The organism is Kaistia geumhonensis (assembly GCF_030815145.1).
GTDB classification, from domain to species: Bacteria; Pseudomonadota; Alphaproteobacteria; order Rhizobiales; family Kaistiaceae; genus Kaistia; species Kaistia geumhonensis.
This window is the reverse complement of record NZ_JAUSWJ010000001.1, coordinates 197,739-220,316: the sequence shown is the minus strand read 5'-3', so window position 1 is coordinate 220,316 and position 22,578 is coordinate 197,739. Positions and strand designations below refer to the sequence as shown.

Below are 22,578 nucleotides of genomic sequence, written 5' to 3'. Positions count from 1 at the left end.
TCGACCGGCCACGCTGACCCAGCGTGGCCGGGCCGTCCCCATCCTGCAGAGGTGCGCCACCGTGACCATCGCGACCGGCCGGGCCCAGCCTTCCCGCCAGACGAGATCAGCCGAGCCCGGAGCGCTGCGGCAGATCTGGCAGCATCGCATCGACTATGCCTATGTGCTGCCGTCGATCGTCGTCATGCTGATCGTCATCGCCTATCCGATCTACTATACGATCGACCTTTCCTTCTTCAAGACGCCGCCCAGCCTCCAGCTCCGCGACAAGATCTTCGTGGGCATGGAGAACTACGGGGCCATCCTGCAGAGCGATGTCTTCTGGCGCGTCACCTGGAATACCGTTGTCTGGACGGTGGCCTCGACGATCATCGCGTTCATTCTTGGATTCGGCGCCGCGCTGGCACTGCATCGCGATTTCATTGGTCGAGGCGTGCTGCGCGCGGTCCTGATCGTCCCTTGGGTGATCAGCGCCGTCGCCGCCTCCTATATCTGGAAGTGGATCTACCACTCCGATTTCGGCGTCATCGGCGCAGTCATGGTCGAACTCGGCCTCGCCGACCGGCCGCCCAACTTCATCGACAACGTCAATACGGTCCTGCCGGCGCTGATCGTCGTCAATATCTGGCGCGAGTTCCCCTTCGCCATGATCATGATGATGGCCGGCCTCCAGACCGTGCCCGACCAGCTGCTGCGCGCCGCCAAGGTCGATGGCGCCAACGCCTGGCAGCGGTTCTGGCACGTGACCTTCCCGCATTTGAGCAATGTCTCGACCGTCACGATCCTTCTGCTCGCGGTCGCGAACTTCAACTCCTTCATCATCCCCTGGATCATGACCGGCGGTGGCCCGTCCAACGCCTCGCATATCTGGATCACCCATATCTACGAGCTCGCCTTCGGGCGGCAGCGCTGGGGCGTCGCGTCCGCCTATTCGGTGCTGCTGTTCATCATCCTGATGACGCTCGGATATTTCTATGTCCGCGCGCTCGGGGGCAACGAATCGAAGGATCGGGGCACATGAGCACGACAAGCGAGACCCTCGCCGCGCCCCGCCGCGGACGGAAGCGCATCGACGGCTGGCGCTGGGCGGGCCGCATCTTCCTCGTGCTGATGCTCGTCTACACCGCGGCGCCCATGGCGTGGATGCTGCTGACCTCGATCAAATCCGGCTTCGCGGCGATGCAGTTTCCCCCGCAATGGTGGCCGGAGGAGCCGACACTGGCCAGCTATGCCAAGCTGCTCGACCCGCAGAACAGCGTCGGCGCGGATTTCCTGCGCTTCTTCTGGAACAGCCTGTTCGTCTCGACCATGACGACCATCCTCGCCGTGATCGTGGCGGTGCCGGCGGCCTATGCCTTCTCGCGCTTCAGCTTTCCGGGCCGCAAGTTCCTGTTCTTCGCCGTGCTGCTTCGGAACATGTTCCCGGCCGTCATCTTCCTGGTGCCGCTCTTCATCCTGATGCGCGTGCTGGGTCTCGTGAATACGCACGGATCGCTGATCCTGACCTATCTCACCTTCGGCTTGCCGCTGGCGATCTGGCTGCTCAAGGGCTTCTACGACAACATCCCGGTGCAGCTGGAGCAGGCGGCGCGGATCGACGGGGCGACGCGCTTCCAGGCCTTCCTGCTCATCGTGATGCCACTCTCCGTCCCCGGCATCATTGCGACGGCGATCTACAGCTTCATCGCCGCCTGGAACGAATACATCTATGCCTACACATTCCTCAGCAAGAACGACCAGCTGACGCTGCCGGTCGGCATCCAGCGGTTCTTCTCCGAGAACACGACCGATTTTCCGGGCCTGATGGCGGCGAGCTTCCTGATGAGCGTGCCGGTGGTCTTGCTCTTCCTCGTCCTCCAGCGTTATTTCGTTCGCGCGCTCACCGAGGGCGCCGTCAAGCACTAGTCGAGGAGTTACCGATGGCCCACGTGGTCCTCAAAGATCTCGTCAAGACCTACGGCAGCTTCCATGCGGTCAACCATGTGTCTCTGACGGTGAACGACGGCGAGTTCGTCGCGCTGGTCGGGCCGTCGGGCTGCGGCAAGACGACGACGCTGAACCTCGTCGCCGGGCTGATCCCGGTGACATCGGGCGAGATCATGATCGGCGACCGCATCGTCAACGATCTCGATCCCAAGGATCGCGACATCGCGATGGTCTTCCAGAACTACGCGCTCTATCCGCAGAAATCCGTCTACAAGAACCTCGCCTTTCCCTTGCAGATGCGGAAGCTGTCGAAGGAGGAGATCGACCGCAAGGTGCGCGACGCGGCGCGCGTGCTCGACATGACGCATCTTCTGGAAAGGAAGCCGCGCGAGCTCTCAGGCGGCCAGCAGCAGCGCGTCGCGCTCGGCCGCGCTCTCGTCCGCGATCCGGCCGTGTTTCTCATGGACGAGCCGCTGTCCAATCTCGACGCCAAGCTTCGCGTGCAGATGCGCTCCGAGATCAAGCGTTTCCATCAGGATCTCAACGCCACCATCATCTATGTGACGCACGACCAGCTGGAAGCCGTGACCATGGCGGACCGGATGGCGGTCATGAATGGCGGCTTCCTGCAGCAATATGATGCGCCGGCCGAGGTGTTCGCCAACCCCGTCAACATGTTCGTCGCGAGCTTCGTCGGCAGCCCGGCGATGAGCCTCGTGCCGCTCGAGGCGTCGGGAGCGGGCGATTCGGCGGTGCTCACCAGCGCCGAAGGGTGGACGCTGCCGCTCTCGGCGGAAAACGCGCGCAAGGTAGAGAGGGCGACGAGCCGCAAGATCGTCCTCGGCGCGCGCCATTCCACGATCCGGCTGCACAAGTCGGCCACGCCGGGCGCGGTTCCCGCCAAGGTCTATACGGTGGAGCCGACCGGCGACATCACCTTCGTCCAGGCCTTCCTCTCCGGCTCGATCGTGAACATCAGCGTGCCCGCCAGCGTTCACGTCGCTCCCGACGAGATGATCTTCCTGGAGTTCGACCAGGGACGCATCCACCTTTTCGACGGCGAGACCGAGATGGCGCTGAAGGCGGCCTGAGCCGCGGCCCTCAGCGCCGGCGCAGCGACAGCGGCAGGCCGAGATCGTCGAAGAGGCCTGCCGTCTCGCCGACCCGTGCGCGCTCCCGCGTCAGGATCTCGAGCTTGGTCACCACCCCGCCCGGCGCGGAGAAGCCGCCCGTGCGGCCGCCAGCGGCGAGCACGCGGTGGCACGGCACGATGATCGGGAACGGGTTGCGCCCGAGGGCCACGCCGACGGCTCGCGCGGCGCCGGGCGCCCCGGCCCGCTCCGCCAGCGCGCCATAGGTGATCGTTTGTCCGGGGCCGACGGTGCGCAGCGCCTGATAGACCGCGACGGAGAACCGGTCGAGACCCGACATGTCGAGCGGCGCTTCTCGCAGATCCTCGCGCCCGCCCTCCAGCAGCGAGCGCATGCCCGCGGCGGCGGCGGCGACCGCGCCTGTCGGCTCGCCGGGCTCGGCCTCGGGGAACATGCGGCGCAGAAGCTGCAGCGTGGTCGCAGGATCGCGCTCCGGCAGCAGCGTCCTCCGAATTCCGTCCGCCCCCCAGACGATGGCGGAGCGGCCGAGCGGCGTATCGAAAAGGGCAAATCGGATTGTCATCGCGGCGATCCTAGCATGATCGGAAATTCTGGCGACCATTTGCGCCGCGAGAGGAGGCGGTTGCGTTTGGGCGGACGGCTCTTCATCATGGCGACGTTCCGGCAAATGCGTCTCAGGCGCGACGCCGGCGCAGGACCAACCGCGGGAGGGAACGGATGGTGCATGCGATCAGGGCTCCGGGCAGCGGCCTGGCACGCCGGCATCTGGGATTCTCGGCCATTCTCGCCGCGGCCGCGGCGCTCGCCGCCTGCACGTCGGAAAATGCCATCGAGAGCGCCGCGGTTCCCGCAGCGCCGGCCGTTCCGATGTTCACCTCCGACGAGCTGGTCGGCAAATGGGGCCTCGGCTCGTTCCGCAACGAGGCCGACCTCGCGCGGACGGCCAACGAGGCGCGCCGCTACTGCTCCAACCCCTATGTCATCACCAAGGGTCCGAATGGCGGCGTGATGATGTATCTCGCCGACCAGACGCAACCGTCGGAAGTGTTCGTGAAGAACGCCGGCGGCCGCATCTATATCGGACCGCCCGGCCCGCCCGGCACGGCCAAGGACCGGCAGGTGACGTCCTTCCAGAACGGCGTGCTTGTCGCTGCCTGGGTCGATCCGACGGTCACGGCGCGCTACGGCACGATGGTCTTCGTGCGCTGCGACGCACCGGCCGCTCCGCTCGCCCCGACCGCATCCGCCGCGCCGGCGGCCGGCTCGGCCTTGACCCTGCCGCCTGCCTCGGCGACCACGACCCGCTGAGCCGACACCGCATTCAGGCATCCACGAGGCACGCATGCGAAAGACGACACGACCCTCCTCGCCCGGATCGCTCGCCAGGACGCTGATCGCCGCCGTCATCGGCACGATCGCCGCGACCGCTGCGGCGCAATCGGCGACGACCGACGCCCGGGCTCCCCTGCAGATCGGCGACCAGCCCGGACTGGTGCCGACGCCGGAGCAGTCCCTGCTGCCGCCCGAATTCCGGATGCAGCCCGTCTATTTCCGTACGACGGAGAAGCCGGGCACCATCATCATCAACACCGACGAGCGGTTCCTCTATCTCGTCCAGGGCGACAACCGCGCGCTGCGCTACGGCGTCGGCGTCGGACGCGACGGGTTCCAGTGGTCTGGCCTGCTGAAGGTCTCGCGCAAGACCGAGTGGCCCGACTGGCGCCCGCCGCCGGAGATGATCAAGCGCCAGCCCTACCTGCCCCGCTTCATGGCCGGCGGCGAGGGCAACCCGATGGGCGCACGCGCACTCTATCTCGGCGACACCGTCTATCGCATCCACGGCACCAACCAGCCGCAGACCATCGGTCATGCGCTGTCGTCGGGCTGCTTCCGCATGGTGAATGCCGACGTGATGGATCTCTACGAGCGGGTGCCGGTCGGCACGAAAGTCGTCGTGCTGCAGCGCGCCAAGCTCTGATCAGCGGTTCGGAAGGGCGCGCGCCGCTGGTGCGCGCCTCTGGCCGGCGCGTCGCGCCCGCCGCAACAGTCAACGGCCCGCCGGCAAGGCGGCGCCGACAACGGGGAACCGACATGTCCATCCGATCCGCCCTGACCCTCTTCGCCTCGGCCGCGGCGCTCGCAGCCGGCATCTCCGCCGCCGGCGCCGCAACGCTCGACGACGTCAAGGCCCGTGGCACGCTCAATTGCGGCGTCAACACCGGCCTTCTCGGTTTCGGCCAGCAGGACGCGAGCGGCGCCTGGTCCGGATTCGACGTCGATTTCTGCAAGGCGGTCGCGGCCGCGATCTTTGGCGATCCCGCCAAGGTCACCTATGTGCCGCTCTCGGCGACCGACCGTTTCGAGGCGCTGAAGTCGGGGAAGATCGATCTTCTGTCGCGCAACTCGACATGGACGCTCGGCCGCGAGGCGGATCTGGACATCGCGTTCGCCGGAGTCACCTATTACGACGGCCAGGGCTTCATGGTGAAGCGCGCGAGCGGCAAGACGTCGGCGCTGGAACTCGACGGCGCGACGGTCTGCGTTCAGACCGGCACGACGACGGAGCCGAATTTCATCGACTTCTTCAACACCAACAACATGAAGTTCACCGCCGTGCCGGCGGCGAGTTCCGACGAGGCTCTCGAGGCCTACAAGGCCGGCAAATGCGACACGATCACCTCCGACGTGTCCCAGCTCTACGCCGAGAAGGCGAGCCTCCAGGATCCCGCCGACAGCATCATCCTGCCCGACGTGATCTCCAAGGAGCCGCTCGGCCCGGCGGTCCGCGAGGGCGATCCCGCATGGCGTCTCTTCATTCAGTGGGTGAACTTCGCCCTCATCAACGCTGAAGAGATTGGGCTTTCGTCGGACCGGATTGACGAGGCCAAGGCCTCGACGAAGCCCGAGGTGAAGCGGCTCGTCGGAACCGAGGGCGATTTCGGCACGAAGCTCGGCGTCCCGAACGACTGGGTCGTCGCCGTCGTCAAGGCCGTCGGAAATTACGGCGAGATCTACGAGCGCAATCTCGGCGTCAATTCGAAGCTCGGCATCCCGCGGGGCCTCAACCAGATCTGGAGCAAGGGCGGCATCCAGTATGCGCCGCCGATCCGCTGACGGCGGGCCAGGCGTATCGCCGCCCAATTCGGACGCGCGCTCTGTGCACTAACGCACGGTCCTTGCGGAACATCAGGGGAACGGATAGGTTGTTCGTGTTTTGTACCGGATGATTCTGGCGCGCGGACCCCGAAATGCTCACGAGAAAACAATATGAGCTTCTCCTCTTCATCCAGGAGCGTCTGAAGGAAGCGGGCGTTCCCCCGTCCTTCGACGAGATGAAGGACGCTCTCGATCTGAGGTCCAAGTCGGGCATCCATCGCCTGATCAAGGCGCTGGAGGAGCGCGGCTTCATCCGCCGCCTGCCCAACAGGGCACGAGCGCTGGAGGTTGTCCGCCTGCCGGAGGCTATGTCGCCCGGCCTTGCTCGCCCGAAGAAAGCCGGCTTCGCGCCGAGCGTCATCGAGGGCAGCCTCGGGCGCATGCGTGGCGTCGAGACGCCGGAAGCCGCCAACGATCCGGTCGTCGTGCCGGTCATGGGCCGCATCGCGGCCGGCGTGCCGATCTCCGCGATCCAGACCCAGAGCCACGCCATCACCGTGCCGCCGGAAATGCTGGGGCCGGGCGAGCATTTCGCGCTCGAAGTGCGCGGCGATTCGATGATCGAGGCCGGCATCCTCGACGGCGATACCGTGCTCATCCGCAAGACGGAGAACGCCGATAGCGGCGACATCATCGTCGCGCTGGTCGACGAGGAAGAGGCGACGCTGAAGCGGCTGCGGCGCCGTGGCGCGTCGGTCGCGCTCGAGGCGGCCAATCCCGCCTATGAGACCCGCATCTTCGGCCCCGACCGCGTCCGCATCCAGGGCCGCCTCGTCGGCCTCATGCGCCGGTACTAGGGCAGAGGGCAGAGCAGCCTTTCGATCGGCGATCCCGGCGCGCGTTGGCCGGGTCGCATCGCTGATCGCGCCGATCGGACGAGCGCGCCCGGCCGTTCGCAGCTGCCATCGGGCTCGGCATGCGCTTTCGTCGGGGCTTGCCCCGACGCCCTGCCCTTACCGGCAGTTCTTCGCCGCGACCTTGGTCGGGCTGAGATCGAGCTGCACCAGCTTTCCCTTGAGCGCGAAGTCGCCATAGTCGAGCTTCATGCGCCGCGTGATGCCGTTCTCGTAGATGATGAAAGACAGCTCGTAGGAGGGCTTCTGCTCGCCGTCCGATTTCTCGTCGGTGAAATAGCTGATCGTCACCGGCCAGGAGCGGATATTGGCGAGGCCGGCGCCCCGCGCCGTCGCCTCGTCGCCCAGATCGTCGGTGCCGGCATTCTCCGCGCCGATCACGGCCGAGGTCGCATAGGACTTCTTGCCCTGGTCCGAGCCGTCATAGAGGTCGATCTGCATGAAATGCTTGCCCGCGCGCGCCGCGTCGATGATCGCGGCGAGATGCTGGTTGGGGAAGCTGAAGTTCTGCGGGATCGTGAAATGCGCCGGCTTCGGCTTCGCGATGGTCACCTGCACGTCGCCGGCGCCGCGCGCGGCCGAACCCGAGCTATCCTCCGAGATCGTGCCGTCGACGAAGCTCTTGGTCGAGAAGTTGAAGGTCTTGCCGGCAACATCCTCGAAGGTCGTCGTCGCAACGTCGGTCAGCCGTGCATTGCCGTCCTCGTCGCTGATGCGCGTCACGAAGCGGAGCCGCGTCGTATAGCCGTCGCAGGCCGAGCCGGCGAAATCATAGACCATGCGTCCTTCGGCGTCGCTCACGGTGTCCGAGGAACTGTCTTGGTCGAGCGTCAGGTCGTAGACGGCGCGGTGGGCGACCATCGCGGTGACGCTGCCCGTCGCGGCGAGCGCCGTGCCGGCCGCGCCCGCGAGGGCCGCGAAAAGGGCGGCGGAGCAAAGGGTCCTGGCCGTCATGCGCTGAAGCACCGAAGCGGGCATCGTCTGGGGCACTCCTCCGTCGTCACCGCGACATCATCCCATTTCAATCTCGAAAGGCTGCAAAGTCCACGACGATTCGCGACGATGCCCGGGATGATGAACCGCTTATTGCCTTGCAGCACGGCCGAAATCGGGCGAAACCAGCGCGGTTCCCTTCTGATCCGTTCCTGCCGGAGTCCGTGCCCATGAGCGCCATCGAAGCCCGCCTCGCCTCGCTCGGCATCACGCTGCCGCAGCCGGCCGCGCCAGCCGCCAACTATGTTCCCTTCGTCGAAAGCCGGGGAATGCTCTACATCTCCGGCCAGATCCCGGTCGGCCCGAACGGTGTCGATTATGTCGGCAAGCTCGGCGAGGAGTTCGGCATCGAGGAAGGCCGGGCCGCGGCCAGGCTTTGCGCGATCAACATCCTGGCGCAGGCGCGCGCCGCCCTCGGCGATCTCGACCGCGTCGCGCGGATTGTGAAGCTCACCGGCTTCGTGAACGGCACGCCCGCCTTCACCGATCAGCCGAAGGTCGTCAACGGCGCGTCGGATTTCATGGTCGAGATCTTCGACGAGAAGGGCCGCCACGCCCGTTCGGCGGTCGGCGTCGGTGGCCTACCCTTCGGCGTCGCCGTCGAGGTGGAAGCGATCATCGAGATCGCCTGAGGACGCACCGTATGGCTCCCGCCTGGCTGACCGCGCGTCCGATCGCCCATCGCGGCTACCACGATGCCGCCGCAGGCCGCGTGGAGAACACGCTCTCGGCCGTCCGCGCGGCGGTGGAGCATCGCTTCGCGATCGAGGTCGACCTGCAGCTTTCGGCGGACGGCGCGGTGGTCGTCTTCCATGACGATACGGTCGACCGGGTCCTCGAGGGGACCGGCCGTGTCGACGGCTTCAGTCTTTCGGCCCTCAAGTCGCTCGATTTCCGCAGCGGCAGCGACCGCGTGCCGACGCTCGGCGAACTGCTCGCGACGGTCGCCGGCGCGGTACCGCTGGTGCTGGAGCTGAAGAGCGATTTCTCGGGCAACCGGAAGCTGGAAGAGGCGGCGGCGCCGATCCTCGCCGGCTATGACGGTCCCGTGGTGGTCATGTCCTTCGATCCCGACTCCATGGCCGCCATGCAGCGGCTCACGCCGCAGATCCCGCGCGGCATCGTCGCCGACCGCTACACCGATCTGAACGACTGGGGCTTCCTGCCGGCGACGAAGCGGCGGCGGCTGCGGCACGTCCTCGATGTGCCGCGGGTCGGCGCCGCCTTCGTCTCCTACGACATCCACGGCCTGCCGACCCTCGCGACTTCGGTGCTGCGGGCCATCGGACGACCGCTGATCACCTGGACCATCCGCACGCCGGCCGACCGCGAGAAGGCGCGCCGGGTCGCCGATCAGATCACCTTCGAGGGCTTCGATCCCGACGCCTGAGCGCGGCCCTTCCAAAAGCCGCCCCGACGCCTAGATTTGCAGTCGGCCTCCCGCCGCAGGATGACCCGTGCCGATGAGCGCAACCCACGCGCGCCTCACCGTTCTCTCATCGTTGACCGAGATCGAGCGTGCCGCCTGGGACGGCTGCGCCAATCCGGGATGGGATTCCGTTCGCCCGCTCGGCGAGGATGTCGGCGCGACCCTGCGGGCGCTTCGCGCAGACAGCGGCGGTGGCGACCCGCTGCCTCAGCCCTACAACCCCTTCATCGCGCATGATTTCCTGCGCTGCCTGGAAGCAGCCGGCTGCGCCGTGGCGCGCTCCGGATGGCAGGCGCGCCATCTCGTGCTCGAAGATGCAGCCGGCGTGCCCGAGGCGGTCGTGCCCTGCTACGAGAAGACCCATTCGATGGGGGAATATGTCTTCGACCACGGCTGGGCCGATGCGTATGAGCGCGCGGGCGGCAGCTACTATCCGAAGCTCCAGGTCTCGGTGCCGTTCACGCCGGCGACCGGCCGCCGCCTGCTGACCCGTCCCGATGCGAGCCCGGTCGCGCGCGAGACCCTCGCGGCGGGCCTTTGCGAACTCGCGCGGCGCGCCGGGGCCTCTTCCGTCCACGCGACGTTTCTCGTCGAAGAGGACGCGGCGGTTCTCGAAGGCGCCGGATTCCTCGGGCGTGCCGACCAGCAGTTCCAGTTCGACAATCCGGGCTATCGCGACTTCCAGGATTTTCTCGACGCGCTCACCTCGCAGAAGCGCAAGACGATCCGTCGCGAGCGCCGCGACGCGCTGGCGGGTGGCATCGAGGTCGAGATCGTCACCGGCCGCGACATCGACGAGGCGGCCTGGGACGCCTTCTTCGATTTCTATCATGACACTGGCGCGCGAAAGTGGGGCCGGCCCTATCTCAACCGCCGCTTCTTCTCGCTGCTCGGCGCCGCGATGGCCGACCGCGTGTTGCTCATCTTCGCGCGGCGCGGCGGCAGGCGGATCGCCGGCGCGCTCAACCTCATCGGCTCCGACGCGCTTTACGGCCGCTACTGGGGCGCCGTTGAGGAGGTGCCGTTCCTGCATTTCGAGATCTGCTATCATCAGGCCGTCGAATGGGCGATCGCGCATCGCCTGCCGCGGGTCGAGGCGGGTGCGCAGGGCGAGCACAAGCTGGCGCGCGGCTATCGGCCCGTGATCACCCGCTCGGCGCACTGGATCGCCGACCGAAACTTCCGTGCCGCCGTCGCCGATTATCTGAGGCGCGAGCGGGAGGCCGTTGCGGCAGAGCACGCCTTTCTGGACGAGCATTCACCCTTCAAGGCAAGCGACGCATGAACGGCATCAACATCCTTCTCGCCGGCCTCGCCATTGTCGCGGCGACGGAGCGGAAGCCCCGCCGCGTCGCCATGGGCCTTGCCGGCTACGCGGCGCTGGTCGGGCTGTTCCTGGTTCTCTTCGGCGATCTTGCCCGTTCGGCCCTACTCGCGATCATTCTCGGCGTGACGATCGCCGGCGCCTCGGGCGTCAAGCATCACCACAGCGGCATGAAGCTCGCCGTCGCCGATCTCGCCCTCACTTTCGCCGGCACGATCCCCTTCATGCTGAAGCAGTATCGCGCCACCGCCGCGCTGACGATCGCCGCCGCCGTACTGCTAGCCATCGCCGCCATCGCCGCGATGGCGCTGGCGGCCGGGCCGGTGCTGCCCTTCTCCGAGCGCGCCGCGCTGTTCGCGCTCGGCATCGCGCTCCTCTTCGCGACCTTCTACGCGACCGGCGGCGCCGAGCGCTGGCGTCGCGACGTCACGGCCCGCTCAGGCCTTTTCTCCTTCTTCATGGCGTCGCTGGCCGATATCGCCAGCTGGTGGCCGACGGGCGGGCTACGCATGCTCGATGTGGGCGACGTTCCCCTGCCGCTCTCCCCGCCCCTGCCGGCGCGCGGCGCGGTCCGGCCCGACATCATCGTGATCCAGCACGAGTCGGTCTTCGATCCGCGCAGCTATGGGCTCACCGTCGACGAGCGCGTCGCCGATTTCCTGACGCCGCCCGGCGCCCATTCGGGCCGCCTGCATGTCGATATCTATGGCGGCGGCTCGTGGCAGACCGAGTTCAGCCTGCTCACGGGCCTCTCGTCCGCGAGCTTTGGACCGGACAGCTATTTCCTCTTCAGCAAGGGTGCCGGCCGCTTCGCGCATTCGCTGCCGTCGGAGCTCGCGGCGCTCGGCTATCGCTCGATGCTGGCGACCAGCTGCCGCCGGAACTTCCTCAGCTACGACGCCTTCTATGGCGGGCTCGGCGTCGAGGAGCGCGTGTTCTCCGACGACTACCCCGCCCCCTTCGATCTCGAAGCCTTCGAGGCGACGAATTCCGACGCGGACTTCTTCCCCGCGACGCTCGGTGCCCTCTCTGCTTCCCTCGATCGCGATCCGGCGCCGCGTTTCGCCATGGTGCTCACCAATTACAATCACGGGCCGCACGAGACGCGGCTCGTCCCCGCCGGCACCTATGAGGAAGAGCGCCGAATCGCCGAAAGCGTGCTGCCGGATGCCACCTATGGCGAATATTATGCGCGCCTCTGCGAGACGGCCGACAGCTATGCCGCCTTCCGCGCCGCCCTGCTCGCCCGCCATCCGGAAAGGCCGATGCTCATCGTCCGCTATGGCGACCACCAGCCGACCATGTCGCGGGCGATCGAGCGGGCACAGAACCTACGACCCGACGATCCGCGCCAGTTCGAGACCTTCTTCGCCATCGAGGCGCTGAATTTCGAGGCCGATTTCGAGGGGCTGCCGGAGCGGCTCGACATCGCACAGCTCGGCACGGTGGCGCTGAAGGCCGCCGGCCTGCCGCTCGACGCGGTCTCCGCGACGCGGCTCGACCTCATCGAGGAACTCGGCGACCGCTACGTCGCGACGCCGTCCGAGCGCAAGCGCCGCTTCCACCGCACGCTGGTCGAGGCGGGCCTCATCGACCTCGCCCCGGCGCGCAATCGGCCCGCGCCATCGCCCCGCCGCGCTTGATGCGGCGGGTCTCGCCCGCTACCAAGGTCGCGACCGAGGGAGGCCCCGATGACCGCCTATGACGACGGCAACATCTTCGCGAAGATCCTGCGCGGCGAAATCCCGTCGCATCGCGTCTACGAGGACGACGACACCGTCGCCTTCATGGACGTGATGCCGCAATCGCCCGGCCATCTTCTGGTCCTCCCCAAGGCGCCGTCGCGCAATCTGCTTGACGCCGATCCGGCGGTCCTCGCGAAGCTCCTGCCGGTCGTGCAGAAGCTGGCGCGCGCGGCCAAGACAGCCTTCGAGGCGGACGGTGTCTTCATCGCGCAGTTCAACGAGGCGCCGGCCGGACAGACCGTGTTCCACCTGCATGTGCATGTGATCCCGCGCTATGACGGGATCGCCCTCGCGCCGCATTCCGGCACGATGGAAAAGCCGGATGTCCTGGCGGAGCAGGCCGCGAAGCTCAAGGCGGCGCTCGCGGCCGGCTGAGACGTCAGGTTGCCGCAGGCCCGGCGACATGGGCCTGCGCGAAGGTCGCCATGCCCGTATGGATTAGCGCCGCGGCCTTCACGAGGCCGGCCGCGAGTGCCGCGCCGGTTCCCTCGCCGAGCCGCATGCCGAGATCGAGCAGCGGCCGCTTGCCCATCAGTTTGAGCAGCTTCGCATGGGCCGGCTCGGCCGAGAGATGGCCGAACTGGCAGTGATCGAGCGCCGAGGGGTCGAGCCGGTAGAGAACCGCCGCCGCAGCCGTCGCGACATAGCCGTCGACGATCACCGGAATGCGGCTCATCCGCGCGGCGAGGATCGCGCCGACGATCGCGGCGAGTTCCCGCCCGCCGAGCCGGCGCAGCGCCTCGAGCGGATCCGCGAGGGAGCCCTCGTTGAGCGCCAGCGCCTGATCGACAATCGCGGCCTTGTGCGCGACCCCTTCGGCATCGAGGCCGGTTCCTGGGCCGACCCAGTCCGCGCCCTTGCCGCCGAAAAGGCCTGCCGCGAGCGCCGCGGCCACCGTCGTGTTGCCGATCCCCATCTCGCCGAGGATGAGGAGATCGATGCCGTCGGCCGTCGCCTCCATGCCGAAGGCCATGGTCGCCGCGCAGCCCGGCTCGTCGAGCGCCGGCTCGATGGTGATGTCACCGGTCGGCACGTCGAGCGCGAGGTCGAACACCTTGAGCCCGAGGTCGTGCGCGATGCAGATCTGGTTGATCGCCGCGCCGCCGGCCGCGAAATTCTCGACCATCTGTTGCGTCACGCTGGCCGGATAGGCGGAGACGCCGCGGGCAGCGACGCCGTGATTGCCGGCAAAGATGGCGACGAGCGGCCGTAGCACCGCCGGCTGCGCCCTGCCCTGCCAGGCGCCCAGCCATTCCGCGAGCTCTTCCATGCGGCCGAGCGAGCCGGCGGGCTTCGTCAGCTCGGCGTCGCGGGCGCGGATGGCGGCGACCGCGGCCGCGTCGGGACCGGGCATCGAGCCGAGAAGCGCACGGAAATCGTCGAAGGGAAGGCCGGTGGCGGAGCGGGGCATGGCGGAACTCTGTCTCGGGGGCGACCCATGAACTGGCCGGTCGCAGGCGGGCGATCTATAACCCTCGTCGGGCCGCGCGCAAGGCGGCGGGAAATGACGGCGGGCCATGGCAGCGGTGATGGCGGCGGACGGACGGGGGCGGTGATGGACGCGACGGAGCGAAAGTTCGGGAGATTTCCAAGGGACGTCGCCGTCTCGCTCGCCTTCCTGACGCGCATCCCGGCAGAGCGGCTCGGTCTTGCGCGGACGGATGGAGCGGATCTGCGCGGCGCCGTCCGCTCCTTTCCCGTCGCGGGCGGCTTGATCGGGCTCGCCGGCGGCGTCCTCCTTCTCGTAGTCTCGGCGCTGAAGCTGCCGCCAATGGCCGCCGCTCTCGTGGTGCTGGCCGGCCTCGCGCTGCTGACGGGCGCGCTGCATGAGGACGGACTCGCCGATACCGCCGACGGCCTCGGCGGCGGCTCCGATATGGCCTCGCGGCTCTCGATCATGCGCGACAGCCGCATCGGCAGCTATGGCGCGCTCGCGCTCATCCTGTCGGTGGGCCTGCGCGCCAGCCTGATCGCGGCCTTTCTGCCCGAGGCGCCGCTCGCCGGCCTCTTCGCGCTGGTGACGGCCGAATCGCTCGGCCGCGCCGCCATCGTGCACAACTGGGCCGAGCTGCCCCCTGCCCGCCCGGACGGACTCGCGGGCGGCGTCGGACGGCCGGATCAGGAGACGCTGCGCATGGCCCTGGTCGCGGCGATCGTCATCGGCCTCGTGGCCGGAACCCTCGCCGCCGGCCCCATCGCGGCCATCGTCGCGCTCGCCGCGGCGGCGCTGGTCGCGACCAGCTTCGCGAGCTTCTCGCTGCATCGGCTCGGCGGCCACACCGGCGATACGCTCGGCGCCGTCGAACAACTGACCGCAATTGCCGTGCTCCTGGCGCTCACCGCTTTTCGATGAAGTCACCCTGCGTCCGCATCTGCACGATGGATCCCGATTTCGGCCTCTGCGAGGGCTGCGGCCGCACGCTCGAAGAGATCGCCGGCTGGATGCGCATGAGCGACGCGGAGCGGCAGGCGCTGATGGCGGTCCTGGCGGAGCGCCTCGCCGCCAAGCGCGAGGCGGAGCTCAGGCTTCCGCCAGTGCGAGGCGCGCCTGCCGGTTGGCGATCACGCTGACGATCACCAGCTGGCAGAAATGGTAGAGCATCAGCGGCGCGATGATGAGGCCGAGCGAAGGATTGGCGCCGAAAATGATCGGCGCCAGGGGAACGCCGGTCGCCAGTGACTTCTTCGACGCGCAGAAGAGGCAGGCGACCGTGTCGGCCCGGTCGAAGCGCAGCAGCCGGCACGGGATCATCATTAGGTAATAGATGATGAAGAACAGCGCGATGACGCCGACGATGATCTCGATGATGAGCGTCGCGTCGTGGCCCTGCCAGACGCCCTCGACCATCGAATCCGAGAACGAGTTGTAGACGATCGCCAGGATGATGGCGCGGTCGGCGAGCTTGATCTGCTTGTTGTTGCGCGTCGCCCAGCCGGCGAGCCAATGGCGCGCGATCTGGCCGATGACGATCGGCAGCAGCACGAGCAGCACGATCTTGCCGATGACGGGCAGGAGCGGCATCGAAAGCCCGCTGGTCGCCAGGAACCACGCCATCAGCAGCGGCGTCGCAAAAACGCCGATCAGGCTCGACAGCGTCGCGTTGAAGATCGCCGCCGGCACATTGCCATGCGCGAGCGAGGTCATCGCCACCGAAGACGAGACGGTCGAGGGCAGCGCGGCGATGTAGAAGAAGCCGATCCAGACCGCCTCCGGCACCATGCCCTTCAGAGGCGTCCCGAGCAGCAGCACGATGATCGGAAACAGCACGAAGGTGCAGAGCTGCACGCATAGATGCATGCGCCAGTGCTTGACGCCGGCCTTCATCTTCTCCGGCGCCAGCGTCAGGCCATAGAGGAAGAAGATGACGCCGACGCCATAGGTGGCGACGTCGTTCATGTGCAGGATGCCGCCGGTCGCGCCTGGTCCTGGAAGAATGATGGCGAAGGCGACGACGGCCACCAGCGCGAGAAGGAAGCCGTCGATCGTGAAGCCGCGAATGGTCATCGCCAGGGATCCGGATGGGGAAGCGGAAGTGAGCGGTCGGCAGCCGCGCTGCGCGCGGCGCCCGTCCTCAATAGCGTGCAGCGCGGCAGGGATAAAGGGCGATGCCGGCGAAGCCTCTCAGGCGGCGATCGCCGCAGCTTCGCTCACCGCCGCCATGGCCGCGCGCATGACCTCGGTGCCGGCGCCGCGCTTCGCCCCGTCGACCGTCAGGATCTGGCGGAAGCGTCGCGCGCCGGGCCGGCCGTGGAACAGGCCGAGCATGTGCCGCGTGATCCGGTGGAGCGGCAGGCCGCGGGCCGTCTCCCGCTCGGCATGGCGGATCATCGCCTCCATCACCGCCATCGGATCGGCATCCTCGGCCGCGCCATGGAAGAGGCGGTCGACCGAGGCGAGCAGCGCGGGCTCGTGATAGGCCGCGCGTCCGAGCATCACCCCGTCGACGCCGTCCAGCGCGGCCACCGCCTCGTCGAGCGTCTTCAGCCCGCCATTGAGGCCGACGAAGATATGTGGCAGCCGCGCCTTCAGCCGCCGAACGCGGTCGTAGTCGAGCGACGGGATGTCGCGATTCTCTTTCGGCGACAGGCCCTGCAGCCACGCCTTGCGCGCATGCACCCAGAGGGCATCGGCACCGGCCGCGAGAACCCTGTCCGCGAACTCGTCCAGCGCCGCCTCGGGGTCCTGGTCGTCGACGCCGATGCGGCACTTCACCGTCACCGGCACGCCGACGACGGCCTTCATGGCCGCGACGCAATCGGCGACCCGCGCTGGCTCGCGCATCAGGCAGGCGCCAAAGGTACCCGACTGCACGCGGTCGGACGGGCAGCCGCAGTTGAGATTGATCTCGTCATAGCCGAAATCGGCCCCGATCCGCGCCGCCGCGGCAAGCTTGGCGGGTTCGGAGCCGCCGAGCTGCAACGCGACGGGATGCTCCGCCGCGTCGAAGCCGAGCAGCTTGTCCCGATCCCCGTGAATGACCGCGTCGGCGACGACCATCTCCGTATAGAGCAGCGCCCGCGCCGACAGCTGGCGATGGAAGAACCGGCACTGGCGGTCCGTCCAGTCCATCATGGGCGCCACACTGAAGCGAGAGGCGTATCTAACATCTTGTTTTTTCATGATTATTTCATGATGCGCTTAGGCTGCAATGGGTATGCCAACGTAATATTTCGGACACTCTCTATCACGCTCTGAGACCGAAGCAGATACTGATCGACAAACGCCCTCTCGGCCTCGCCATAGACGAACTGTTTCGCGTTGATGAGCGATGACTGGTTGTTCGCCTTCACCACGGTACGTGCCGGCATTTTCTCGAAGTGATCGATGATGTCAGGAGCGTTGCTGGCAATGAAAAGGCGGGTCGGCGACAGTGGGATCGAGATCGCGGTGCGGGGTCCATATAGGTCCCCCACCCGCTCGAACGGATCGTCTCCGAGTAGCAGGCGCCTAGACGCAGCGGAGACATCATTCACCATCCATTCCAAGTGGATGATACGGTCGATTGCCTTTTCGCTACCTATGAGGCTGACGAGGACCTTCAGGCCTGCATTGGCGACACGCGCCGGTGCGTTTTTGACGGCCCATTCGTACAGCGTCGCTTCTGGCGCGTTCCCCCTGGCCGCGTCGTACGCTGGTGTGTCTTGCGACAGGTCGCGGGTAATTCCCTCTGCAACCTCAGTCTTCACCTTTTCAACGATATGCGGCACCCGGATCAAAGAAGCGTTCAGATAGACCGTCCACCAATAGCGATCTCGAACGCTTAGTCCCCGCGGCCCGGTGCTGATTAGTCTCTCCAGAACGGGCTGCGCCTCGGTTTCTATCTTGCCGAGAATTCGGATTTCGATCTGCTGCGCTTCCTCGTCATTCACCTGCTCAAGCGCGTACAGGCCCGGCACGTATGCCGTCGCCGCGGCTGTAACCGGTTTGCTGACCAGCTTGCCATTGTACGGGATGCGACCCCACTGGGTGATCTTACCCTCATCGTTGGCCCACTTACTCAGGTGAAACTGAGGGACATAGTGATGGTCGCGTTCTTTGCTCAAATCAAACCGACTGAAGCATGTGTTTCACGACGAGAGTATACATCATCACGGCGTTGGTCGCTGGTCACAAGGGCGGTTGTGCCACGCCCCAGCACCCTGTGTTCCAGCCCGCTTCGGCGGGCTGTTCGTGTCCCGGAGTGACTGCACGTTTCGTTGAATCTTTTTTCGTGATCGGCCTTCTTGTTTGCCCAATTTGTGCCAGAGCCCTTAGCGGCAAAAAACATCAATGATTTCAAAAATATATTTTCACGCTTTCCAGTCCATCATGGGCGCCACGGAGGACCTGTACGGGTCGTCGGTCATCGCTTGATCGTGCTGGTTCCGGCGCCGAGCGCCGGCGCGCCGCATTGGTTTCACGGTAATCGGCCCAGCCTATAGCTTGTGGTGCGCCGATATCCAAGGCTCGGCATCAGGGCCTTGAGCATCAGAGGCTCTGGTGAAAGAGACTCGGGCATCTGAGGCTCGAAGCCGTCCTGTGCGTCGGAAGCCGCGCGGCTGGACGGCCCACTCCCCCGTCGCAGGCTGAGCGGAGCGCGCCGGGAGCGGACGCCGCCCCCTGTGGACGCACCCGTCGGCGCTCGCGGAACGGCTTGACAGCGGACCACCGGATCGCTCTATTGCAACTGGTCGTCTGGTCCGACCAGTCGGGGCGTTCATGGCACCACAGAGACATCTTCGCGATCCGGAACACTTGGCGCAGCTCCCGATTCTCGGTGAGGCGATCGTCAAGCGTCCGATCACGAATGCCATCGCCGACAAGATCGCGGGCCTCATCGCCTCTGGCATCCTCCAGGTTGGTGACGCGCTGCCGAGCGAGCGCGAACTGTCCGTCACGCTCAATGTCAGCCGCGACGCCGTGCGCGGCGGCATCCGCATTCTTGCCGCGCAAGGCATTCTCGAGATTTCGCAGGGTGCCCGCACCCGCGTCGCCCGCGCCGATGTCGGTTCGGTCACGGTCGGCTTCGCGACAGCACGGGCGATCGACGCCTATGACCTCGACGCGGTGCATGCGGCGCGGCTGCTCGTCGAGCGGCAGGTCGTGTCCGATGCGGCCGGGCGTATTGATGCGCGGCGGATCGCCGTGCTCGAGTCGCTCCTCGCCGCGCAGAAGGCCGCGCTCGACGATCCCGTCCGCTTCCTGATCAGCGACCGCGAATTCCACGTCGCGATCTATCAGGCCTCGTCGAACCGGCTTTTGGCCGACTTCAGCACCGATCTCTACGCCTACATGATGGAATACCGCCGTGAGGCCGTCGCCCGGCCCGGCGCCATCGCCACCAGCTATGCCGATCACGTCGCCATCGTCGATGCGCTCAAAGCGCATGACGGGGAGGCCTCCGCCGCGGCCTTCGCCGTCCATACCGGGCGGATCTACGCGACGACCCATCTCCTCATGCAGGGAGACACGGCGCCAGCGGATTGAGGATCGCCGGCGCCCCGCAACCACAGTTCAGTTCACGCAAACTCGGCCGCTTCGGCCGAACAATGGGAGGATATGAATGGACCGCAGGACATTTCTTCAGCTCGCCTCGGGCACCGCGATCGCGCTCGGAACCGGCGTCGCCGGCATGCGCGGCGCGCTGGCACAGGGCAAGGACATCGTCTATCTGACGCCCGGGCTCGACCTGCCGTTCTGGCGCTATCTGTCGAAGGGCGTCGAGGCCGCCGCCAAGAAGGGCGGCTACGGCTTCCAAGCGCTGGATTCGCACAACAGCGCCCAGACGCAGCTCCAGAACGCCCAGGATTCGATCGCGCGCGGCGTCGCCGGCATCGTGATCTCGCCGACCGACTCCTCGACCGCGCCGAGCGTGCTCCAGCTCGCCAAGCGCGCGAACATTCCGGTCGTGATCGCCGATATCGGCACCAATTCGGGTGACTACGAGTCCTTCATCATCTCCGACAACTATCGCGGCGCCCATGACGTCGGCACGGCGCTCGCCGCCGCGCTGAAGAAGAAGGGCTGGGAGAACGGCTCGGTCGGCATCGTCGCCATCTCGCAGGCGCGCAAGAACGGCCAGGCCCGCACCAAGGGCTTCCTCGACGGCCTCAAGGAAGGCGGCTTCACCGGCAAGGACGCCGGCATGCAGCAGATGCAGAGCTACACCGCGGACGAGACCTTCAAGTTCGTCCAGGACATGCTCACCGCCAATCCGGACATGCGCGGCCTGTTCGTGCAGACCGACCAGCCGGCCATCGGCGCGCTCCGCGCCATCAAGGCCGCCCGCCGCAATGGCGAGGTGATGGTCGCCGCCTTCGACGGCATCCCGGATTTCGTCGAGCTGCTGAAGTCGGGCGACCTCGTCGTCTCCGGCATGCAGCAGCCCTACCTGATGGGTGTCCGCTCTGGCGAGGCCATGATCGACGCGCTCTCCGGCAAGAAGCCGGAGAAGGAGATCACCGTGCCGATCCTCGCCGTCACCAGCGAGAACATCGAGCAGGAACTGCCGACGGTGAAGGAAACCGTCTTCGCCAACGAGCTCTGAGGCCAAGCGACACCGCCAAGTGGCACCGCGGGTCCGCCCGCGGTGCCACCCTCACCGTTCAGGCCGTCCTCCAGGAGCGATCCTTGGCTCTACCCGTTCCCGATCCCTCGCCCGAAACGGCGGACGCGATGCTTCTGCGCATGCGCGGCATCACGAAGACGTTCGACCGGACCCGCGCGCTGCAGGGTGCCGATTTCGAACTCGTCGAAGGCGAGATCCACGGCCTTCTCGGCGCAAACGGCGCCGGCAAGTCGACGCTGTCGAAGATCATCTCCGGCCACTATGCGCTCGACAGCGGCGAGATGACCTATCGCGGCCGCGACATCCGCCTGCGCGGAACCCGCGACGCGCTGAACATCGGCATCGCGATCGTGATGCAGGAGACGAGCCTCGTCCCCGATCTGACCGTTCTCGAGAACATCTTCCTACCCGAGCTCGGCCGTCCCGGCCGGCTCGACTACCGCGCATTGCGGCGCAGCGGCGAGGAAATCCTCGAGTCGCTCGGCCAGCAGGATGCCCTCCCCTTCGACATCGAGGTGCGCAAGCTTTCCTCCGCGCAGAAGCAGCTCGTCGAGATCGCCAAGGCGCTCAGCGTCCGCGCCAAGCTGCTGATCTTCGACGAACCCACCGCTTCGCTCAGCCCCGGCGAGGTCGAGCGGCTGTTCGACGTGATGAGCCGTCTGCGCGCCTCCGGCCGCGGCCTCGTCTTCGTCTCGCATCGCCTGGAAGAGGTGTTCGCCCTCACCGACCGCGTCACGGTGCTGCGCGAAGGCCGCACCGTCATGGATGCGCGCGAGACCTCTGGCCTCACCCAGGCCGAGCTGATCCGCGCCATGGTCGGAGCCGAACTCGGCGCGATCTACACCGAGCGGCACGAGGACCACAAAGCCACCGGCCCGGTCGCGCTGGAGGTTTCGCATCTCAGTTCCGCGCCGCTGGTGCACGACGTCTCGTTCAAGGTGCACAAGGGCGAGATCCTCGGCCTCGGCGGCCTCGTCGGCGCCGGCCGCTCCGAGACGGCGGAGGCGATCTTCGGGTTGCGTCCGCGCACGGGCGGCACCGTCCTCCTCAACGGCAAGCCGCTCCGGGCCGACAGCCCCAAGACGGCGATCCGCTCGGGCCTCGGCTTCGTCGCCGAGGACCGGCGGACGCAGAACATCGTCCCCGATCTCTCGGTGAAGGAGAACCTGCTGCTCGCCCATCTCGGCGCGCATCGTGGCTTCTTCTGCGGCTATGGCGCACGCACGAAGCGCGTCGACGAGCTTCTCGCGCGGCTCGATCTGCCCGGCGACCGGATGCTCGACGCTTCCATGCTGAACTTCTCGGGCGGCATGCAGCAGAAGATCATCATGGCCCGCTGGCTGCTGCTCGGGCCCAACGTGCTCATCCTCGACGAGCCAACCAAGGGCGTCGACATCGGCACCCGCGCCAGCATCTATGCGATGCTGCGCGACATCGCGGCCGAGGGCGTCGCCCTCGTCATCATCTCGTCGGACTTCGAGGAACTGCTCGGCCTCGCCGACCGTGTCGTCGTGGTCAGCGACGGCCGCTCGACCGCCGATCTGCCGAGCGCGGTGCTCGACGAGGAGAAGCTGACGCTGCTCGCCGCGCCGCGCACCTCGATGGCCCGCAACACGGCGCTCCTCAACGATCTCACGCGCCAGTATGGCGGCGCGGGCTTCTGGGCGCTGATCGAGGACGAGAGCCTCATCTGCCTCAACGCCGTCGTGAAGGACCAGGACCTCGATCCCGGCTTCAAGGCCGGCGAGGCGCGGCGCCTTGCCGAGACGCGGGTCCCGCTAGCCCTGTTCCGCCGCGAGGCCCGTTTCGTCCGCGAGGCCTCGGGCGGCCGCGAGACGCTCGTCGTTCCCGTGACGAGCCCGCGCGGCCACGATCTCGGCTGGGTCGGGCTCAGCCTCCGCGAGGGCACGGCGCTGCCGGCGCCCGAAACCATCAAATCGTCGATCGACAACATGGCGGCGACGCTGTGACGCGCCACCAGTCCCAGGTGA

At 67.1% G+C, this 22,578-nt stretch carries 23 protein-coding genes; 17 read left to right on the top strand and 6 right to left on the bottom strand.

Translation table 11 applies throughout. From position 1 onward, the window contains the following. Window positions 1–61: 61 nt before the first annotated feature. The 3 genes from QO015_RS01035 to QO015_RS01025 are packed head-to-tail and all read left to right on the top strand — an operon-like array spanning window position 62 to window position 3,017. A complete protein-coding gene (locus QO015_RS01035) occupies window positions 62–1,021 on the top strand; it encodes a carbohydrate ABC transporter permease (protein WP_266282056.1) in 960 nt (319 codons plus the stop codon). After that, window positions 1,018–1,905, top strand: a complete 888-nt coding sequence (locus QO015_RS01030) for a carbohydrate ABC transporter permease (RefSeq protein ID WP_266282057.1) — start codon at window positions 1,018–1,020, stop codon at window positions 1,903–1,905. Before QO015_RS01035 ends, QO015_RS01030 begins: the two co-directional genes overlap by 4 nt. Before the next feature lie 14 nt (window positions 1,906–1,919). Continuing rightward, complete coding sequence (locus tag QO015_RS01025) at window positions 1,920–3,017, top strand: ABC transporter ATP-binding protein (protein ID WP_266282059.1); 1,098 nt, start codon at window positions 1,920–1,922, stop codon at window positions 3,015–3,017. A 10-nt stretch (window positions 3,018–3,027) separates the two neighbouring features. On the opposite strand, the gene QO015_RS01020 is transcribed toward QO015_RS01025, so the two are convergent. After that, window positions 3,028–3,600 (bottom strand): methylated-DNA--[protein]-cysteine S-methyltransferase, encoded by a 573-nt coding sequence (locus QO015_RS01020; RefSeq protein ID WP_266282061.1) that lies wholly within the window; start codon window positions 3,598–3,600, stop codon window positions 3,028–3,030. A gap of 155 nt (window positions 3,601–3,755) precedes the next feature. Between QO015_RS01020 and QO015_RS01015 the strand changes: the two genes are divergently transcribed. From QO015_RS01015 to lexA, 4 genes are all read left to right on the top strand, one after another. Beyond that, a complete protein-coding gene (locus QO015_RS01015) occupies window positions 3,756–4,346 on the top strand; it encodes a hypothetical protein (protein WP_266282062.1) in 591 nt (196 codons plus the stop codon). A 34-nt stretch (window positions 4,347–4,380) separates the two neighbouring features. Beyond that, window positions 4,381–5,016: a L,D-transpeptidase gene (locus tag QO015_RS01010; RefSeq protein ID WP_266282063.1), complete on the top strand. Its 636-nt coding sequence runs from the start codon at window positions 4,381–4,383 to the stop codon at window positions 5,014–5,016. A 113-nt stretch (window positions 5,017–5,129) separates the two neighbouring features. Next, entirely contained in the window at window positions 5,130–6,152 is a 1,023-nt protein-coding gene (locus tag QO015_RS01005) for an amino acid ABC transporter substrate-binding protein (protein WP_266282064.1), read from the top strand. 134 nt (window positions 6,153–6,286) lie between these two features. After that, the gene (gene lexA / locus QO015_RS01000; protein WP_266282065.1) at window positions 6,287–6,991 is read left to right on the top strand and encodes a transcriptional repressor LexA; all 705 of its coding nucleotides are present in this window, start codon (window positions 6,287–6,289) and stop codon (window positions 6,989–6,991) included. Window positions 6,992–7,147: 156 nt separating this feature from the next. Here the strand turns inward: lexA and QO015_RS00995 are convergent, their stop codons facing one another. Further along, window positions 7,148–8,002: a cell envelope integrity EipB family protein gene (locus QO015_RS00995; protein ID WP_266282067.1), complete on the bottom strand. Its 855-nt coding sequence runs from the start codon at window positions 8,000–8,002 to the stop codon at window positions 7,148–7,150. A gap of 209 nt (window positions 8,003–8,211) precedes the next feature. Here QO015_RS00995 and QO015_RS00990 point away from each other — a divergent pair, with 209 nt between their 5' ends. From QO015_RS00990 to QO015_RS00970, 5 genes are all read left to right on the top strand, one after another. Then, window positions 8,212–8,673, top strand: coding sequence for a RidA family protein (locus QO015_RS00990; RefSeq protein WP_266282069.1), 462 nt, complete (start codon window positions 8,212–8,214; stop codon window positions 8,671–8,673). An 11-nt stretch (window positions 8,674–8,684) separates the two neighbouring features. Next, the gene (locus QO015_RS00985) at window positions 8,685–9,431 is read left to right on the top strand and encodes a glycerophosphodiester phosphodiesterase family protein (protein ID WP_266282071.1); all 747 of its coding nucleotides are present in this window, start codon (window positions 8,685–8,687) and stop codon (window positions 9,429–9,431) included. A gap of 73 nt (window positions 9,432–9,504) precedes the next feature. Continuing rightward, a complete protein-coding gene (locus tag QO015_RS00980) occupies window positions 9,505–10,755 on the top strand; it encodes a GNAT family N-acetyltransferase (protein WP_266282073.1) in 1,251 nt (416 codons plus the stop codon). After that, window positions 10,752–12,437, top strand: coding sequence for a sulfatase-like hydrolase/transferase (locus QO015_RS00975; protein ID WP_266282075.1), 1,686 nt, complete (start codon window positions 10,752–10,754; stop codon window positions 12,435–12,437). Before QO015_RS00980 ends, QO015_RS00975 begins: the two co-directional genes overlap by 4 nt. Before the next feature lie 48 nt (window positions 12,438–12,485). After that, window positions 12,486–12,914 (top strand): HIT family protein, encoded by a 429-nt coding sequence (locus tag QO015_RS00970; protein ID WP_266282076.1) that lies wholly within the window; start codon window positions 12,486–12,488, stop codon window positions 12,912–12,914. A 4-nt stretch (window positions 12,915–12,918) separates the two neighbouring features. On the opposite strand, the gene cobT is transcribed toward QO015_RS00970, so the two are convergent. Continuing rightward, window positions 12,919–13,950 (bottom strand): nicotinate-nucleotide--dimethylbenzimidazole phosphoribosyltransferase, encoded by a 1,032-nt coding sequence (cobT, locus tag QO015_RS00965; RefSeq protein ID WP_266282077.1) that lies wholly within the window; start codon window positions 13,948–13,950, stop codon window positions 12,919–12,921. A gap of 93 nt (window positions 13,951–14,043) precedes the next feature. Between cobT and QO015_RS00960 the strand changes: the two genes are divergently transcribed. Both QO015_RS00960 and QO015_RS00955 read left to right on the top strand, forming a co-directional pair. Further along, window positions 14,044–14,892, top strand: coding sequence for an adenosylcobinamide-GDP ribazoletransferase (locus tag QO015_RS00960; protein ID WP_266282078.1), 849 nt, complete (start codon window positions 14,044–14,046; stop codon window positions 14,890–14,892). Then, window positions 14,889–15,110 (top strand): DUF1289 domain-containing protein, encoded by a 222-nt coding sequence (locus QO015_RS00955; protein ID WP_266282079.1) that lies wholly within the window; start codon window positions 14,889–14,891, stop codon window positions 15,108–15,110. Before QO015_RS00960 ends, QO015_RS00955 begins: the two co-directional genes overlap by 4 nt. Here QO015_RS00955 and QO015_RS00950 read toward each other — a convergent pair. From QO015_RS00950 to QO015_RS00940, 3 genes are all read right to left on the bottom strand, one after another. Then, window positions 15,061–16,044 carry a bile acid:sodium symporter family protein gene (locus QO015_RS00950; protein ID WP_266282080.1) on the bottom strand — a complete coding sequence of 328 codons (984 nt, stop codon included), beginning with the start codon at window positions 16,042–16,044 and terminating at the stop codon, window positions 15,061–15,063. The two genes, QO015_RS00955 and QO015_RS00950, sit on opposite strands and share 50 nt — an antisense overlap. Window positions 16,045–16,161: 117 nt before the next feature. Beyond that, a complete protein-coding gene (gene dusA, locus QO015_RS00945; RefSeq protein WP_370877380.1) occupies window positions 16,162–17,112 on the bottom strand; it encodes a tRNA dihydrouridine(20/20a) synthase DusA in 951 nt (316 codons plus the stop codon). 50 nt (window positions 17,113–17,162) lie between these two features. After that, a complete protein-coding gene (locus QO015_RS00940; RefSeq protein WP_266282082.1) occupies window positions 17,163–18,083 on the bottom strand; it encodes a DUF4238 domain-containing protein in 921 nt (306 codons plus the stop codon). Between the two features lie 655 nt (window positions 18,084–18,738). On the opposite strand from QO015_RS00940, the gene QO015_RS00935 reads away from it, so the two are divergent. The 3 genes from QO015_RS00935 (at window position 18,739) to QO015_RS00925 (ending at window position 22,557) form a co-directional block, all read left to right on the top strand. Beyond that, window positions 18,739–19,506, top strand: a complete 768-nt coding sequence (locus QO015_RS00935) for a FadR/GntR family transcriptional regulator (protein WP_266282083.1) — start codon at window positions 18,739–18,741, stop codon at window positions 19,504–19,506. Between the two features lie 76 nt (window positions 19,507–19,582). After that, window positions 19,583–20,566 carry a substrate-binding domain-containing protein gene (locus QO015_RS00930; protein ID WP_266282084.1) on the top strand — a complete coding sequence of 328 codons (984 nt, stop codon included), beginning with the start codon at window positions 19,583–19,585 and terminating at the stop codon, window positions 20,564–20,566. A gap of 83 nt (window positions 20,567–20,649) precedes the next feature. Then, window positions 20,650–22,557: a sugar ABC transporter ATP-binding protein gene (locus QO015_RS00925; protein ID WP_266282085.1), complete on the top strand. Its 1,908-nt coding sequence runs from the start codon at window positions 20,650–20,652 to the stop codon at window positions 22,555–22,557. The last annotated feature ends 21 nt before the right edge of the window (window positions 22,558–22,578 follow it).